The organism is Elizabethkingia sp. YR214, from assembly GCF_003058195.1.
GTDB lineage: Bacteria > Bacteroidota > Bacteroidia > Flavobacteriales > Weeksellaceae > Elizabethkingia.
Genome location: NZ_QBUH01000008.1, coordinates 16473 through 34439, shown reverse-complemented (window position 1 = coordinate 34439; position 17967 = coordinate 16473). Strand labels below are relative to the sequence as shown.

Genomic DNA, 17967 nt, shown 5'->3' with positions numbered 1-17967 from the left:
AAATAGTTTGGATAAAATACCTTTAAGAATGAATCAGAGGAACTTTGCCAATTCTTTTATACCTTCTTCCAGCTGCTCTTCCGAAACGGCTCCGTAGCTGAGGCGTATACCTCTGTCACGCGGATCCTGCTGATAATGGTCCAGTGCTACAATACGAATACCTTTCTTCTTCAGTACTTCCGACACGGTCTCCCAGTCGACCTGTTTTTTAGGCATTATCCAGAATGCCAGTCCACCTTCCGGAATATGATAGTCTGCTTTACTTTTCAAATGTTTTGTAAGCAATTCAGCTGCGAAATCTCTTTTCGCTTTATAAAAATGGGTTGCCTTTTTCAGATGACGCTTAATTGTACCATCATTAATCAATTGCAATACGGCCTGCTCCATAATTGTATCTCCCTGTACATCTATAATCTTTCTCAGAGCTCCCACCCGTTCCAGAAGTTCTTTATTGTTACTGATCAAATAACCTATTCTTAGCGCCGGTGCAACAACCTTACTCATTGTCCCTATGTACACATAGTTTTTGAGTTCTGTATAACTGGACAAAGGTAAAACTGGGCGATAGCCAAAATGGAATTCATTATCATAATCGTCTTCGATGATACTAAATCCAAATTTATTTGAAAGACGTATTAGTTCAAGTCTTCTTTGTAAGCTCAACGTTACTGTTGTAGGGTACTGGTGATGCGGAGTTGTATAAATTGCCCTAATCTTCTTACCCGACTGTAGATGCTTTGCTACCTCATCGGTAATAAGTCCGTCTTTATCCACATTAACAGGCAATATTCTGGCCCCTGCACTTTCAAAAGCTTTCCATGCCGGTTTATATCCAGGTTCTTCAACAATTACATAATCTCCTTTTTCAAACAATGAATGCGCAGTAAGATACATCGCCATCTGACTTCCCCGCGTAATACATACTTCATGCTCACTAGCCTGCATCCCACGCTGATGATTAGCCATCTGTACAATAGCCTTTCGAAATTCAGCATCTCCGAATTCATCCCCATAGCCCATCATCTGCCATCTTCCCTTTCTGCTAAAAATTTGTCTGTAAGCCCTTGCCAACTCTGCAACAGGAGCAATTTTACTATCTGGGTGCCCGTCATCAAAATTAATCCTGAATATATTTTTCTCGCTTTTCTCAATTACAGAATCATGCTTTGGTTTTGCGGTGTTAGATAAAACCGGGAGAATATCCGATACAAAGGTTCCCCGCCGTTCTTTAGAAACCAGCCATTCTTCATTCAACAGAACATTCAAAGCTTCTACTACTGTATTCCGATTTACTTTCAGATCCTGCGCCAGTTTACGACTGCCTGGCAAAGCTGTTCCCTGTTTCAGCCTTCCGGATTGTATATCTTCTATTATCGCATCAGCAATCTGAAGATATATCGCTTTATCAGACTGATGGTCTAATTGTATTTCTAATTTCCATGGTCTCAACATCTGGACTATCTTATTTTATAAAAACTGTATCATTTCAATAGTCCAAATCTACAATACTTTTGTTAAGCAATAATGCAAAAACACAATTAATATTATCAATCATGTCAAAATCAGAAGAAACAAAACAATTCAGCTCCAAAGACTTTCACCAGACTTTTGCAAGACCAGTCTATGTAAAGCCAACACATGTTATCCACAAGAATGTGGAAAATGAAGGGGTTCACAATCAGTTTTCTACAGAAAGAAAACATCCTGTATTTTTCGTAGACCTTCCCAGTAAAAATGTAAGCATGACTATTGGAGGTTTGTTACCTGGTCAATTGACCAATCGTCACCGTCATACTTATGAAACTGTACTTTATGTAATAGAAGGAAAAGGATGGACAGAAATAGAAGGTGAGCGGGTGGAATGGGAAGCCGGAGATGCTGTCTATATCCCATCATGGGCTTGGCACAGACACCAGAACACGAGCGATACAGAATCTGCAAAGTACATTGCCTGTGAAAATGCTCCACAACTACAAAATCTTGGTGTAGCTCTTCGTGAGGAAGAAGGAAGAGATTTATAATCCACATAAAAAAACGAAATGAAAAATACTTTATTCAAAGGTGTTATAGCATACCCTATAACTCCGTTTGACGAAAATGAAAAGGTGAATATTCCGTTATTCAGAAAATTAACCGAACGCCTTGTAACATCAGGATCTCATGCTATTGCCCCATTAGGAAGTACAGGAGTATTACCTTATTTGTCCGATGAAGAGAAAGAAGCCGTAACTGAAGCTACTATTCAGCAGGTTGCCGGACGTGTTCCTACATTGGTTGGTGTATCTAATCTGACAACAGAGAAAACTGTATATCATGCACAATTTGCAGAAAAATCCGGAGCTACAGCTGTAATGATTATCCCTATGAGCTACTGGAAACTCACCGATGACGAAATTGTAGAACATTACGATGCTGTGGCCTCTAAAATATCTATTCCTATTATGGCCTATAATAATCCGGCAACTAGTGGTGTAGACATGTCTCCTGCTCTATTAAAGCGATTACTGGAAATCCCAAATGTTACCATGATCAAAGAAAGTACGGGAGACGTACAACGCATGCATTATTTAAGAAAAGAACTGGGCGAGGAAGTTGCTTTTTACAACGGCTCCAATCCTCTGGCTCTGGCTGCATTTTCTGCAGGCGCCAATGGCTGGTGTACAGCTGCCCCCAATCTTATCCCCGAACTGAATGTGGAACTGTATAATGCTATACAAAATAATGATTTGAAAAGTGCACAGCAGCTCTTCTATCAGCAACTGGATCTACTGAAATTTATAGTAGCCAAAGGTTTACCAAGAGCTATTAAAGCCGGACTTCATATTCTGGGTGAAGATGGCGGAACCCTAAGAAGTCCGCTAAAACCTTTGACAGAAACAGAAACAGAGGAACTCAGACTTATTCTTTCCCATATCCAGACCCCTGTTACAACTGCTGAAAAAGCCTTATAGGAAGCACTTTTCGCCTTTTATCATTTTTTAAGAAGCGCTAAACTATTCTTAAAAGTGTTAATTTACAGTTAAACAGCGGGTTAAGCGCATACAGGTAATAAAAATTCTTTGTAGGTTCGCAGTACTAACATTAAAACAATAGTACAATGAAAAACACGTTAATGGCATTATCACTAGTTCTTGGACTAGGTTATGCAACTGCACAACAAACAACTCCAGCACAGAAAAAGTCTGAACCTGCTAAAAAGGAAATGAAAGGACATGAATCGGCTAAAAAGGCTGAAAAGAAGGCTGAAAAAACAGCTCCTGTGAAGCAGGAAAAAGCTCCCGTAAAGAAGTAAGAACAGTTTAATTAATGATAAGTCCCGGAATATCCGGGACTTATTTTTTATAAATATTATCTGTAGATCTGTAAACTTACCCAACCACCAGGCTTAAAGCTGATAACCGTTTTGTCTGTATTCAGAATCTCTGCTTTTGCATTTTGGCTATCTGCAAGTTGTATTTTTCCATTTGGCAGCTTAACATTCATGATTCCACCTTTTTCAGAAAATAACTTCACAGTAATAAGTTTTTCGTTATCGATTTTGCCACTTACCAACACCGCACCTTCCGCACGCAAATTAGTAAAACTTACATTTTTCCAGTCTTTGGGGATTGCCGGAAAAACTTCTATATATCCCTGTCGGCTCTGTAATAATAATTCGTGTACTCCCTGAGCAAATGCAAAATTCCCTTCCAATGTGAACGGACGGTACGTAAATCCGGAATATTGTCCTCCTTTCTGGTCTCCATTCAGGTGAAAACTATTAGGGGAACAAAAATTAGAGGCAAATATCTGTAATTGTTTTACCGCTTTCTCTGCCTGATAAGCTCGTGCATACAATGTAGACATCCATGTAAAAGAATAACCTACCCAGGCACGAGTTCCCAGCTTTTCAATATGCTGAATGGACTTATCCACAATTTCTTTGTCTTTAGACCTATTTACGTCCAGTAAGGCCAAAGGATAAACAGCCATATAAGGAGAGAAATGTCTGTGAGATGATTCCATACTCTGTCCGGGTGCTACTGTAAGCCCCGTTTCATTTATATTATAATCAGGCAGCTCTCCTAATATTTTTTTCCAGTGCACAGCTTCATCCTCTTTACCGGAAGCTTTTGCTATTTCCGAAGCCGCAGAAAACAGAAATCGTGCTAACGAAAGGTCATAATTGGTCCAGTCTTTAAACCATGCATTAACAGAATTATCATTGTATTCCGGGCTCGAGCTTAACGGTAATTTTCTCACACCATCTTTCAGGCGGGTAATATTCTCCATATAAATGGCTGCATCGTGAACATAGGGGTAAGCTTTTTGCTGAAGAAAACGATTGTCCATAGAATATTTCCACTGCCAGTAAAAGTACTGGGCACACCATGCACTTACTGTAGGAGAAAGCGAGTATTGAATCCATCCGCCCATAGGATCACCGTTTAATGTAACAACTCCCGGAACATTCAGTCCATCTACGCCGAAATACTGTTTAGTATATTGTAAGCTTACCGGTCTTATCTTCCATAACCAGTCTGTAAAAGATACTGCTTCCTGCAAGTGATTCCCTGTATAGGCAGGCCAATAACTAAGCTGAGTATTTAAATCGTTATGAAAATCACCCTTCCATGGTGGCAAACTTCCATTATCCGCTGTCCACACCGCCTGTAATGTAATCGCTGGTGCTCCCTTACGACTTATGCTTCCCAGTTTGTATAATTCCAGATAATATTGCTTTTCAATCAATTCATCCGGAAGTTTTACTGAAGATTTACTCCAGAAATCCTTCCACCATTTTGCATGACTTTTCCATTCACCGGAATTCGTTATTGATTGCTGAGGTAAAGAAAGCGTGGCAGACTGGTTATCGGAAATTGTCCAACTCCCCGTTAGTTTATCTTTTCCTATTTTCTTCCACCTTACCAAAACTTCGAAAAACCTTCCGTTATAAGTAGGCTGATGATAACGTATTGTATGCTCTTCTTCCGTCACGTTTCCTTTGGTATAGCCTAACTTACCAAGACCTTCACCAGCATGACTGTTATCACTCTCTGCTGCTGCACCTGAATTATAATTATGCACATCAAGTTTTGGTAACAGATCATTCATTAAGTTTTCATCAGTAATGTGATCAAAGCTAAAATATCCTGCCTGCTGCGTTGCGTGTATATAACTCTGGAAAACTACTCCGGAACTAAATTTGACGCTATGCAATGCCGTTGCAATCTCCAACTGATTTGAGATCACTGTTCCTAAACCCTTTATATCAAATTGTAAAGCTGCGGCAGGTAATTTTGTGGGATATGGCGTATTATCGTATGGCCAGTCCCCTATCTTCTGAACAGGCTTATAGTCATTCTTCAGAACCTGCTGCTCAACCCACTTAAAATTTAGCTTGGAAATATCCAGGGCTTTTCGTTCATCCCACAAATCTGCTCTGTCTAAAGAAAGTCTTAGCTTTCCGTTTTTCTCCCAGGCCAGAGAACCCAGCATTCCATTGCCTAAAGGAATACCTTCATCCCAGCGGGTCGCCAGTTTTGTAAACTCAAGCCGATGCTGAGGTAAAGCTTGAGCTTTGATATTCGGGGCTATAAAAAAAATAAAAATAAGGGTACTAAACAGAAAAAGACTCTTTTCTGCGGTTACAGAAAGCAACATTCTGCCACCAGAATCGGAGGGCGGTTTTCGCATGGTTAATAATGGTATAAAAGTTTTTACTAAACTATGAAATTATTTTTAGCGCATCATTATTAAAACACTAAATGAAAAGCATAAAGTCCTGTGAATTAATTTTTTAAATTATATTTACAAAAAAACAATATAACCAACCATGAAAAACACACTAACCTTATTATTATTTTGCCTGCTGGGAACTCTATTCCCCTACGCCCAGACCAAAGTATATGTTTCTTCCGGCGGAAGTGATAATAACCCCGGAACTATAACCAAGCCTTTCAAAAGCCCGGAACGCGCTGTACAGGAAATTGAAAAAGCAAACGGAAAAGCATTTATTATTTATTTAAGAAAAGGTATTTATTATCTTCAGAAGCCCATTGTACTGGATAATAAAACATTAAAAACTAAGTCTCTTTTAATAAGCTCCTATCCCGGAGAGCAGGCATTTATAAGTGCCGGACAATTATTAAAGACTGATTGGAAGCCTTATAAAAATGGTATTTATGCTACAAGTATTCCACAAGACATAAACTTTGAAAGACTTTATGCTGATGAAAAACTGCAAATACTGGCCCGCTATCCTAACTTTGACCCCAATGCCAAGATATTCAACGGAACCTCAGCAGATGCTATAGCACCAGAACGTGTGCAGCAATGGAAGAATCCTGCAGGAGGCTATGTACACGGACTTCATTCCGGAGAATGGGGTGGATTTCATTATCGGATAACCGGTGTTGATGAAAAAGGCAATCTAAAACTGGAAGGTGGCTGGCAAAATAACCGGCCTTCACCTTTGCACAAACAATTCCGTTTTGTGGAAAATATCTTTGAAGAACTAAATGCTCCCGGAGAATGGTTTGCTGATAAAGAAAAAGGAATGCTTTATTATTATCCACCTAAAGGAATAAACCTTTCCCAAACTAACATAACAGTTTCCCGATTAAAAAACAGCATCGAAATAAAAGGCACAGAAGGATCACCATTATCGGGTATAGAAATAAAGAACATTGGTTTCTTGCATAATGAGCGAAGCTTTATGGATACCAAAGAGCCTCTTTTGCGAAGCGACTGGACCATCTACAGAGGTGGAGTTATATTTATGGAAAATACCCGGAATATAAAAGTAACCGACTGTCAGTTCACAGATGTAGGTGGCAATGCTATTATGCTAAGTGGTTATAATAAGAACAACATCATCAGCGGTAATCATATTAGCGGAGCTGGCGCCAGCGGAATTGCCTTTGTAGGAGAAACAGATGCCGTACGTTCCCCTTCTTTCCGGTATGAAGATTATGTACCTTATGGACAACTGGATAAAACATCCGGCCCTAAGGCCAATCATTATCCACAGCAATGTATTGCGGAAAATAATCTTATCCATGATATAGGCAAGATTGAAAAACAGGCCACAGGTATACAAATTGATATTGCGGCTAATATCACAGTGAGACATAACAGTATATACAATACGCCAAGAGCTGGTATTAATATTGGCGACGGTGCTTTTGGCGGACATATTCTGGAATTTAATGACGTATTCAATACAGTACTGGAAACCGGAGATCATGGCGCTTTTAATTCCTGGGGAAGAGATCGCTTCTGGAGCCCTGACAGAAAATATATGGACAGCATTACCACTGTTCACCCAGAATTGATCTTACTGGATGCCATTCAAACTACTGTTATCCGAAACAACAGATTCCGCTGTGATCATGGTTGGGATATCGATTTGGACGACGGATCTTCCAATTACCATATTTACAACAATGTGATGCTGAATGGCGGACTCAAATTCCGCGAAGGTTTTAAGCGTAAAGCCGAGAACAACATTATGATCAACAATAGCTTTCATCCGCATGTATGGTTTAAAAACAGTGATGATTATTTCACTCGTAATATCGTAATGACACCTTATGCTCCAATTGGGATGAATGACTGGGGCAAAAATATAGACTACAACCTTTTCCCGGACTCAAAAGCCTTACAAGCTGCACAAAAAAGAAATACTGACCAACATAGTATCTCAGGAAATCCTGATTTTATCAATCCACAAATTGGCGATTACAGAGTAAAGAACAATTCCCCAGCTCTTCAAGTTGGCTTTAAAAATTTCCCAATGGATCAATTTGGTGTACAGATTCCGCGATTAAAGCAAATTGCTGCCAAGCCAGAGTTGCCAAAACTGATAAGCAGTACTGAGAACAATAAAAGCATAGCAAGCATTGATTTTCTAAATGCTACAATAAAGTCGGTAGAAGGTCTTGGTGAAAGATCTGCTTTTGGCCTGCCTGATGAAAACGGTGGAATCATTGTAAAACTGGACGCAAATAGCCCGCTAAAAAAAGCAGGGTTACAGGAAAAAGACGTAATAAGAACGATGGACGGCACCGAAATAAAAAAAGCAAGTGATTTGCTGAACGTTTATCAGGCTTCTAAATGGAAAGGACAGGTAAAAGTAGAGGCAATGCGCAATCAGCAAACACTACAAGTCAATCTGTTATTGAAATAAGAAAGCACTACCCAACTTTTTGAAAAATAAGATGGCCGGATATTTCTTCCGGCCATTATCTATTATATACTACATTTCTTATTACAATGACTTGCAGTTTTGAGCATATTGTCCTGATTGTACACATGCACTTAGCTTTTCACACCACAACAGTGTTCTGCACCCGCAGTTATAAGGCATTCCTTCACCAGGAGCCTCGTCTACAGTAACAAGATGAGCATTACATCCACCTGTAAAAGTTCCGCCGTGAATTTCTTTAAGATTATTTCTTGAAAGTTTTTTTAGATTTTTCATATTGTTTTATTTTATTTGGTATTAAATATTTTATTGTGTGAATTGATTATTTTGCTCTTTAAATTTGATGAGCTTTATCTAATTGATTTCTAAAATAAAAACCGATTCAAAAGTATTGAGTCAGCTTCTTTTCTACAGACCAGTTTCGCATTGTGCCTTAGGAATCTGATTCGAGTGAACACAAGCTCCCATTCCTGGACACCATCTCAGTCCTCTGCATCCGCAATCATATGGCATACCAGGTTCCGGCAGCTGATCTCCGGGAACCCAATGAGCTTCGCAGCCACCTATACCACTTCCGCCGCCGCCAATAATAGCACCGCCATGAATTTCTTTAAGATTTGTTCTTGAAAGTTTTTTTAGATTTTTCATATTGTTTTATTTTATTTGGTATTTTACTGATTATTTGTTCCCGGGTCCATCCATGCACAAGTAGGCTGCATTTTGTTCGGGCATAATTGATCACACGGGGTTGGAACTTGCTCTCCTTTTACATAGCAAACTCCCCATCCATCTGGTAAAGGCTCTCCTCCTCCGATAATAGCTTTAAGCTCTGTCCTTTTAATTTTTTTAAGGTTTTTCATAATATTTTATTTGGTATTCTACTGATTATTTGCTCCCTGGTCTATTATGCACAAAAAGGCTGCGTTCTGTCCGGACATAACTGGTCGCATGGAGTAGAAACTGGCTCTCCATTTACAAAGCAAACTCCCCAACCGTCTGGTAAAGGCTCCCCTCCTCCAATAATAGCTTTAAGCTCTGTTCTTTTAATTCTTTTAAGGTTTTTCATAATGTTTTATTTGGTATTTTATTGATTAACAAGTGTAAATGGCAGTTTAACAAGATCTATAACATTTTCACCCTGCCTGTTCTTTCCGGCAGTCCATTTTGTTGTTCCGATTTTCTTTGCTGCATTCTCAACTTCTTTATTAAAAATTTCGTTCTCTCCGTATGCAGAAACATTTAGTACCGTCCCATCATCATCAACTTTAATAATAATTTTGGTTTCAAGTTTCTTAGGTTGTCCTTTCAGAGATTCTTTATTCACATTTTTTTCCACAAGCTGAAGAAAAGCTCTGTTTCCTTTGGGATACTGAGCCGGAAAACTATTTACCGGTGGTGGAGGTACAGAAGGATCCTGAGGCTGTCTCGCTTCCATTTTATTTTTCACATTCATCTCACTCTGTTTTTTAGCATTCTGAGCAAAACAAATGTTGACAGCAAATAATAAGAAAAAGGGTATTATTTTTTCCATTTATACATACAAATACTATTATCGCTTTAAATCAGTATATAATATTTTCACAAATATGTGAATTATTCTTGAAATAAAAAATGTACATTAGTTTTATTTTTAATTAACTAATGTTTTACACAACTATTTAAACATATGATTAACACAAGCCTTATAATATAAAAATAAGATGAAACTAAACACCAAATTGCGAAAATTAAGAAATTCTGTAAAGCTAAGTCAGGCTGAATTGGCCGAGGCTTTACAAATATCACAGACAGCTTATAACAAATGGGAATCCGGTGCAACAAAACCCTCATTGGATAATATTCTGAAGCTATCACAGTTTTACAATATCTATATTGAAGAACTTATAAATGAAAGCCCCCTCCGTACAGCTGATACTTCAGAAAAAGAAATCAGAATAACGGAAGGGGCTATCTCGGCAATTATCCAAAATCAGAATGAACTAATTGGACTTATCAGGCAGCAGAATGAATTACTTATCCTGCTCTCAAAAGCCTTAAATTAATATTTCAGGTTTGCTTTTTCAGCAATCTCCTGAGTGTTTTTAACAGGAACTATTGTAAAGCCCCATTTATAATTCCTATCAGACGGAATACTGTATTCCGGAAGAGGTTTAGCTCCCCAGCTATTATAACCAGCAACACCCATCTGTTTCATATCCACACATACTTCTATGAAATTTCTTGGTACAATATCATTAATATGGGTCTGGCGCGGACGCAAATCTTTCGCTTTTTCATCAGAATTAGCAGCACGCTCTTCTGAACTAAAATTATTGAATTGATAAGGTCTGTTTTTAGCTTCCTCAGAATCAAAATCTTCTACAGAATTTCTTAAAGCATTAAAGCCTACTGTATCATCAGCAATAATTAACAATCCTGCATTCTTGGTATCTGTAAGAGAAAACCAACGGTTAAATGTTCTGTGCCCATTTTCTTGCGGACGCACATAAGGGAAATACATATCCTCTGCTGTTGTACTATAGATACCGATTCTGGCTCCGGACTGACGATCTGTATAGTTTTCCACAGGGCCATTTCCATAGTACTGAACTTTATTCATAGACTGTGGTAATCTGAAACGCACCCCAATTCGTGGTACTTCCAGTTTGGACGAATTCTCTCTGGCCTTTTTCATTTCCGGAGTAAAGGTTGCCATCTGTGTAGCTTCCGATGTTTCTACATTATTAGCCTCCATCGAAGTTGAGGTAAACTCCACGTTTACCTTCACCACACCATCCGGATAGATCTTATACTGTACTTTATACAGATTACCGGCAGGTAACAGATAAGTTACATTTAGCAGTGCATTATCATTTTCCTTTACAGCATTAACCTCCATTACTTTAAAGTCTTTACTCGACTGTTTCCAAATCTGAAGACGCTTCGGCATCGAACTTCCGTAATCGTTATCATTGGGACCTCTCCAAAAGTTAGGCTGAATCCCAAATCCATTCTGAAAATATTCTTTACCATTAACCTTATAAGAGCTTACAATACCTTTTGCTTTATCAAAAGTTATCACAGCTTTCCCGGCGGTTACAACAGTTATATTTCCTCTTTGGTCCGTTTTTATATTCTGTGATGCAATCCCTGGCTTATAAGATTCTTTTACAATTTCGGAAGGCAATTTGAACTGCCTATGTGCAATATTAAAGTTAGCCGGAACTACTGTGGTTGAAGTTTTTGAATAAACATCAAAATTCACAAAATATTCCTTCCCTTTCTTCAGTAAACTTACCGGAATCTGAACATCCATACTCTGCTGCGCTCCAAGATTCATCGGAACCGTTTTTTCAGCTACATTTTTACCATTTTCAATAATACTATATTTCAGAACATAGTTCTGAGCATTCGTGAAATAGAAACGATTTTTCACACTGAACAATCCTTTGGAAAGGTCCTTTGTCTCAAACCCGAAATTCTGATATACAAACTTAACTTCTTGCATAGCAGGATGCGGAGTCCTATCCGGATGTACAATGCCGTCAGCAACAAAATTTCCGTCACTTGGCATATCTTTACCAAAGTCACCTCCATAAGCCCAGAAATCTTTTCCGTCATTATCTTTTTTAGAAAGTCCATGATCCACCCATTCCCAAATATAACCACCCTGAAGATTTGGATATTTATAAATAGCATCCCATTGCAGATCCAGATTACCACTGGAGTTACCCATTGCATGCGAATATTCTGAAGGAATCACCGGGCGGTCAGACCCCTCTTTCCCGATCTTTTCCAACCAGGCGGCACTTGGATATTGTGGTACATACATGTCCGAGTTATAACCCCAGATCGCTCTTTCATAATTTACCGGACGATTCATAAAATCTTTCTCCCGCTCTTTCAACCATCTGTAGGTTACATCGAAGTTGACTCCATTTCCGGCTTCATTTCCTAATGACCAAAAGCTTACTGAAGGATGATTTTTATTACGCTCAAACATATTGATGGTTCTGTCCAAATGGGCATTCTGCCATTCCGGATGCTTAGCCAGAGATTCTTTCCCATAATACATTCCGTGACTTTCAATATTAGCTTCATCATATACGTAAAGCCCTAATTCGTTACATAATTCGTAAAATTTTCGGGACTGCGGATAGTGGGCTAAACGGACAGAGTTGAGGTTATTCTGCTTCATCAATGTAAAATCCTTCAGCATGATATCTTCTGTTACATAATGTCCGGTTGCCGGGTTGTGTTCATGGATATTGGTCCCTTTAAATTTTATAGGTTGTCCGTTCACCAGAAACAGGCGATCTTTTCTCCCGTTACCTTCTACCTCCTTTATTTCAAATCTTCTGAATCCTACAGTAAACGGGATTACTTCGGTTTGCGTACTCCCCTGCTTCTGTACCGTCATTACCAGTTTATACAGGTTCGGAGATTCTGAAGTCCATGTTGAAACACCCGGAATTTTTATTTCAGGGAATTTATAATCGTTCTCCCCTCTTCCTTTTACACTTACTGTTGCCGAAGCCGAAGCTACAACCTTACCTTTAGCATCAAGCAGCTCATAACCCAGCACAGGGCTAACCGACTTAATCGGTGTATAGTTTGCCTTCTCTATAAGATCCCCATTCCCGTAATTCGCTACAGACATTTCCAACTGAAAGACTCCGTTCTTATAAGTATCATCTAAAGTAGATTTCACTCTGAAATCACGCAGAGATACATTGGGCTGAGACCACAGATAAACATCTCTTTCAATACCACTCATCCTCCAGAAATCCTGTGCTTCCAGATAAGAACCGGTACTCCATCTGAATATTTTAACTGCAAGCTTATTGATACCGGGCTTCACATATTCATTAATCCTGAATTCTGCCGGGTTTTTAGAATCCTCACTATAACCAACTTCTTTACCATTGATATAAACATAAGTACCGGACTTTGCACCACCAATATTCAGAAAAATAGTCCTGTCTTTCAACCATTCTGCAGGAATATCAATATCTCTGCGGTAAACTCCTACAGGATTTTCTTCCGGCATATAAGGTGGAGCCTGTTTGGGCAACCTTGTTTTAGGATCTCTTTCTACAAATTCATAAGGATGGTTAATATATATAGGTGTTCCGAATCCCTGCATCTCCCAATTGCCTGGGACTTTTATATCTTTCCATCCGGAGGTACTGGTAGCAGAATCAGTAATATTTTCAGGTAATTGCTTATAAGCATCAGCAAAATGAAATTTCCAGGTACCATTAAGCGATTTATAATATTTACTATTTTCGAATTTAATATTTAGAGCTTCACCTTTGGAATCATAAGTCATAAAGAGCGTCCGTGGATATTCTTTATTAACCTTTACAATACTGGCATTCTTCCAGTAAGGTAGTTCCTGAGCCTGAATAACGACCGTAACTAATGTGAGGACTCCGACCAGGAGTTCCCTAGAAAAAAAATAATGTCTCATTACATGGTTATTTGAAAGGCTAAAGTATTAATTTCCAATCATAAAATCCAGAAAAAAGACACTTAAATTTTTATTTATTTAAAATAAAATCGTATATTTGCATTTCGTTTTGGGCTTATTTTATTTTTTATAAATCAGATTTTTGATAACTCTTGCGCTATCGCGTGAGGGATTTCTGCGTTTATATACAATATCTAATTTCTCAAAACTTAAAAAAGTATTTTGCATTACGCTGTGAAAAGATATACCAGCGTTGCAGTTAGAAAAATAGACATTCGGAACAAGAAAAAAGATCGACAGGCTATTCTGATGAGCCCAAAAATCAAAGTCTTTCATCTTCAACCTTTCCCATTTGTCTTTCTTTCTGATATTTTTTACAAATCAAAATATTTTTTAACCCTTTTCTAAAACGTTTTATGAGCAAGACACAGACGCCAAAAACTCGGGAAAACCAAAGAATTAACTTCTCCTCTTCCAAAGGGAAAGTTATAACTCCTGATTTTCTGGACATTCAGATCCAGTCTTTCAAGGAGTTTTTCCAGCTTGATACACTGCCGGAAGCTAGATTGGATGAAACTCTTTACAAAACTTTCCAGGAAAACTTTCCTATTACAGACTCAAGAAACCAGTTTGTATTAGAATTCCTTGACTATTTAGTAGATGCACCTCGTTATTCTATCGATGAGTGTGTAGAAAGAGGTCTAACCTACAGTGTACCATTAAAAGCAAGACTTAAATTGTATTGTACTGACCCGGAACACGAAGATTTCCAAACGGTAGTACAAGATGTATATTTAGGTCCGGTACCATACATGACTCCTAGTGGTTCATTTATCATCAACGGAGCAGAGCGTGTTATCGTAACTCAGTTACACCGTTCACCGGGGGTTTTCTTCGGACAAACTTACCACGCAAACGGTACCAAGTTGTATTATTCCAGAATTATTCCTTTCAAAGGTTCTTGGATGGAATTTACAACGGATATCAACAGCGTAATGTACGCTTACATCGATCGTAAGAAAAAATTACCTTTAACTACACTTTTAAGAGCTATCGGTTACGAATCTGATAAGGATATCCTTCAGATCTTCGACCTTGCTGAAGAAGTAAAAGTTTCTAAAGCTGCACTTAAAAAAGTAGAAGGAAGAACATTAGCTGCGAGAGTTTTGAACACATGGTTCGAAGACTTCGTAGATGAGGATACAGGTGAAGTAGTTTCTATCGAAAGAAACGAAATCATCTTGGACAGAGAGACTGTTCTTGAAAAAGAGCACTTGGATCTTATCCTTGAATCTGGTGTAAAAACAATTCTTATCCACAAAGAAAATGGAAACGAATTCTCTATTATCCAGAACACTTTACAAAAAGACCCTACCAACTCCGAAAAAGAAGCGGTAGAATATATCTACAGACAGTTACGTAACGCAGATCCACCAGATGAGGAAACTGCAAGAGGAATTATCGAAAAATTATTCTTCTCTGAGCAGCGTTATTCTCTTGGTGAAGTAGGCCGTTACCGTCTGAACAAAAAATTAGGGTTAAATATCCCAATCGATACTGAAGTTTTAACAAAAGAAGATATCATCGCTATTGTTAGACACCTTATCGAATTGGTAAACTCTAAAGCTGAGGTTGATGATATCGACCACCTTTCTAACAGAAGAATTAAAACTGTTGGAGAACAGCTATCAGGACAGTTTGGTGTAGGTCTTTCCAGAATTGCAAGAACAATTAAGGAAAGAATGAACGTTAGAGATAACGAAATCTTTACACCAATAGACCTTGTTAATGCAAAAACATTAACATCAGTAATTAACTCATTCTTTGGTACCAACCAGCTTTCTCAGTTCATGGACCAAACCAACCCATTATCAGAGATCACTCACAAGAGAAGATTATCTGCACTAGGGCCTGGTGGTTTATCAAGAGAAAGAGCAGGTTTCGAGGTTCGAGATGTTCACCATACTCACTATGGTAGAATTTGTCCGATCGAAACTCCGGAAGGACCAAACATTGGTTTGATTTCTTCTCTAGGTATCTATGCTAAGATCAATAACCTTGGTTTCATCGAAACTCCATATAGAAAAGTAGAAAACGGTAAAGTAGACTTAAATGCTGATCCAATCTACCTAAATGCAGAGGATGAAGAAGCTAAAGTAATTGCTCAGGCGAACGTGGAACTAAGCGACAGTGGAGACTTCGAAACAGACAGAATTATTGCTCGTCTGGACGGTGACTACCCTGTAGTAGAGCCAGGTCAGGTAGACCTTATCGACGTTGCACCAAACCAGATTTCTGGTATTTCTGCATCATTGATTCCATTCTTGGAGCATGATGATGCGAACCGTGCGTTGATGGGATCTAACATGATGCGTCAGGCCGTTCCATTATTAAGACCACAAGCTCCAATTGTAGGTACAGGTTTGGAAAAACAAGTAGCTACTGACTCCAGAATTTTGATTAATGCTGAAGGAACTGGTGTTGTAGAGTATGTGGATGCTGATAAAATTACAATTAAGTACGAAAGAAGCGAGGATGAAGATTTAGTAAACTTCGAATCTGCGACCAAGTCTTATAAATTAACTAAGTTCAGAAAAACCAACCAGAGTACAACCATTACATTGAAGCCTATCGTAAGAGTAGGTGACACTGTAGCAAAAGGACAAGTACTTTGTGAAGGTTATGCAACTGAAAAAGGAGAACTAGCACTAGGTAGAAACTTAGTAGTAGCCTTCATGCCTTGGAAAGGGTACAACTTCGAGGATGCGATTGTAATCAACGAGAAAGTTGTTCGTGAAGACTGGTTTACTTCTATCCACGTAGATGAATATTCACTAGAAGTTCGTGATACCAAACTAGGTATGGAAGAACTAACAGCTGATATTCCAAACGTATCTGAAGAAGCTACTAAAGATCTTGATGAGAACGGTATGATCCGTATCGGTGCTGAGGTGAAGCCTGGTGATATCCTTATCGGGAAAATCACACCAAAAGGTGAATCTGATCCAACTCCGGAGGAAAAACTTTTACGTGCAATCTTTGGTGACAAAGCTGGTGATGTAAAAGATGCTTCATTGAAAGCTGACTCTTCATTAAGAGGTGTAGTTATCAACAAGAAGTTATTCTCCAGAAACATTAAAGACAAAAAGAAAAGAACTGAAGAGAAACTTAAGCTTGAAGAAGTTGAAAACAGATACAAAGAGAAATTCGATGATCTGAGAAATACACTTCTTGAAAAACTTAACATTCTTGTTAGTGGTAAAACTTCTCAGGGTGTGAAAAATGACCTTGACGAAGAACTTATCGGTAAAGGTGTGAAGTTTACTCAAAAGTTACTTTCTAGTGTTGAAGATTACGTAAACGTAAGCGGATCTGACTGGACGGTTGATGCAGATAAAAATGAATTAATCAAACAGTTAATCCACAACTATAAGATTAAGTACAACGACCTTCAGGGTGTTAAGAACCGTGAGAAATTTGCAATCTCTATCGGTGACGAATTACCAGCAGGTATCATGAAGTTAGCAAAAGTTTACATCGCTAAGAAACGTAAACTGAATGTAGGGGATAAAATGGCAGGACGTCACGGTAACAAAGGTATTGTTTCCAGAATCGTTCGTGAAGAAGATATGCCGTTCCTTGAAGATGGTACAGCTGTAGACATCGTTCTTAACCCACTAGGGGTACCTTCCCGTATGAACATCGGTCAGATTTATGAGACCGTATTAGGATGGGCTGGTAAAAAACTAGGATTGAAGTTTGCTACACCAATCTTCGATGGTGCTGAGCTAGATCAGATCACTGAGTACACTGAAAAAGCAGAACTTCCGGCTTACGGAAATACCTACTTATATGACGGTGGTACAGGTGAGAGATTTACACAGCCTGCGACAGTTGGGGTAATCTACATGTTGAAACTAGGACACATGGTTGATGATAAAATGCACGCACGTTCAATCGGACCATACTCATTGATTACGCAGCAGCCGTTAGGAGGTAAAGCTCAGTTCGGTGGTCAGCGTTTCGGAGAGATGGAGGTTTGGGCACTAGAAGCATTTGGTGCATCTAACATCTTGAGAGAAATCTTAACTGTGAAGTCTGATGACGTAATCGGTAGAGCAAAAACTTATGAAGCTATCGCGAAAGGAGAAGCGATGCCTGAACCAGGTATCCCTGAATCTTTCAACGTATTACTTCACGAGTTACAAGGTCTAGGACTAGATGTAAGATTGGAGGAGTAAATTAAAAGATTTAATTATTTAAAAAATTAAGTAACTCCAAATTTGAGAGCGAAAGCTATTTCAAAACTAATTTTTGAATCTTTCAA

General features: G+C 38.6%; 14 protein-coding genes. 6 read left to right on the top strand and 8 right to left on the bottom strand.

From position 1 onward, the window contains the following. Window positions 1-33: 33 nt before the first annotated feature. A complete protein-coding gene (locus C8J95_RS15180; protein ID WP_107809596.1) occupies window positions 34-1452 on the bottom strand; it encodes a PLP-dependent aminotransferase family protein in 1419 nt (472 codons plus the stop codon). Between the two features lie 101 nt (window positions 1453-1553). Here C8J95_RS15180 and C8J95_RS15175 point away from each other — a divergent pair, with 101 nt between their 5' ends. The 3 genes from C8J95_RS15175 to C8J95_RS15165 all read left to right on the top strand — a co-directional run bounded on the left by C8J95_RS15175 (window position 1554) and on the right by C8J95_RS15165 (window position 3292). After that, entirely contained in the window at window positions 1554-2021 is a 468-nt protein-coding gene (locus tag C8J95_RS15175; protein ID WP_107809595.1) for a cupin domain-containing protein, read from the top strand. Between the two features lie 18 nt (window positions 2022-2039). Beyond that, entirely contained in the window at window positions 2040-2951 is a 912-nt protein-coding gene (locus C8J95_RS15170; RefSeq protein WP_107809594.1) for a dihydrodipicolinate synthase family protein, read from the top strand. 146 nt (window positions 2952-3097) lie between these two features. Beyond that, complete coding sequence (locus tag C8J95_RS15165) at window positions 3098-3292, top strand: hypothetical protein (protein WP_107809593.1); 195 nt, start codon at window positions 3098-3100, stop codon at window positions 3290-3292. A gap of 56 nt (window positions 3293-3348) precedes the next feature. Here the strand turns inward: C8J95_RS15165 and C8J95_RS15160 are convergent, their stop codons facing one another. After that, a complete protein-coding gene (locus C8J95_RS15160) occupies window positions 3349-5676 on the bottom strand; it encodes a glycoside hydrolase family 95-like protein (protein ID WP_107809592.1) in 2328 nt (775 codons plus the stop codon). Window positions 5677-5815: 139 nt separating this feature from the next. Here C8J95_RS15160 and C8J95_RS15155 point away from each other — a divergent pair, with 139 nt between their 5' ends. Next, the gene (locus C8J95_RS15155; protein ID WP_107809591.1) at window positions 5816-8170 is read left to right on the top strand and encodes a PDZ domain-containing protein; all 2355 of its coding nucleotides are present in this window, start codon (window positions 5816-5818) and stop codon (window positions 8168-8170) included. 81 nt (window positions 8171-8251) lie between these two features. Here C8J95_RS15155 and C8J95_RS15150 read toward each other — a convergent pair whose 3' ends face one another. The 5 genes from C8J95_RS15150 to C8J95_RS15135 all read right to left on the bottom strand — a co-directional run bounded on the left by C8J95_RS15150 (window position 8252) and on the right by C8J95_RS15135 (window position 9719). After that, the gene (locus tag C8J95_RS15150) at window positions 8252-8464 is read right to left on the bottom strand and encodes a hypothetical protein (protein WP_107809590.1); all 213 of its coding nucleotides are present in this window, start codon (window positions 8462-8464) and stop codon (window positions 8252-8254) included. Between the two features lie 132 nt (window positions 8465-8596). Next, window positions 8597-8836, bottom strand: coding sequence for a hypothetical protein (locus tag C8J95_RS15145; RefSeq protein ID WP_107809589.1), 240 nt, complete (start codon window positions 8834-8836; stop codon window positions 8597-8599). A gap of 23 nt (window positions 8837-8859) precedes the next feature. Further along, on the bottom strand, window positions 8860-9048 hold the full coding sequence (locus C8J95_RS15140) for a hypothetical protein (protein WP_107809588.1): 189 nt from the start codon (window positions 9046-9048) through the stop codon (window positions 8860-8862). Between the two features lie 44 nt (window positions 9049-9092). Then, on the bottom strand, window positions 9093-9254 hold the full coding sequence (locus tag C8J95_RS18795; protein WP_185124623.1) for a hypothetical protein: 162 nt from the start codon (window positions 9252-9254) through the stop codon (window positions 9093-9095). An 18-nt stretch (window positions 9255-9272) separates the two neighbouring features. Continuing rightward, a complete protein-coding gene (locus C8J95_RS15135; RefSeq protein ID WP_107809587.1) occupies window positions 9273-9719 on the bottom strand; it encodes a hypothetical protein in 447 nt (148 codons plus the stop codon). A gap of 169 nt (window positions 9720-9888) precedes the next feature. Between C8J95_RS15135 and C8J95_RS15130 the strand changes: the two genes are divergently transcribed. Next, window positions 9889-10230 (top strand): helix-turn-helix transcriptional regulator, encoded by a 342-nt coding sequence (locus C8J95_RS15130; protein ID WP_107809586.1) that lies wholly within the window; start codon window positions 9889-9891, stop codon window positions 10228-10230. Here C8J95_RS15130 and C8J95_RS15125 read toward each other — a convergent pair. Continuing rightward, a complete protein-coding gene (locus C8J95_RS15125; RefSeq protein WP_107809585.1) occupies window positions 10227-13640 on the bottom strand; it encodes a glycoside hydrolase family 2 TIM barrel-domain containing protein in 3414 nt (1137 codons plus the stop codon). The genes C8J95_RS15130 and C8J95_RS15125 overlap by 4 nt on opposite strands. A gap of 416 nt (window positions 13641-14056) precedes the next feature. On the opposite strand from C8J95_RS15125, the gene rpoB reads away from it, so the two are divergent. Further along, window positions 14057-17881: a DNA-directed RNA polymerase subunit beta gene (gene rpoB / locus C8J95_RS15120; protein WP_034870625.1), complete on the top strand. Its 3825-nt coding sequence runs from the start codon at window positions 14057-14059 to the stop codon at window positions 17879-17881. The last annotated feature ends 86 nt before the right edge of the window (window positions 17882-17967 follow it).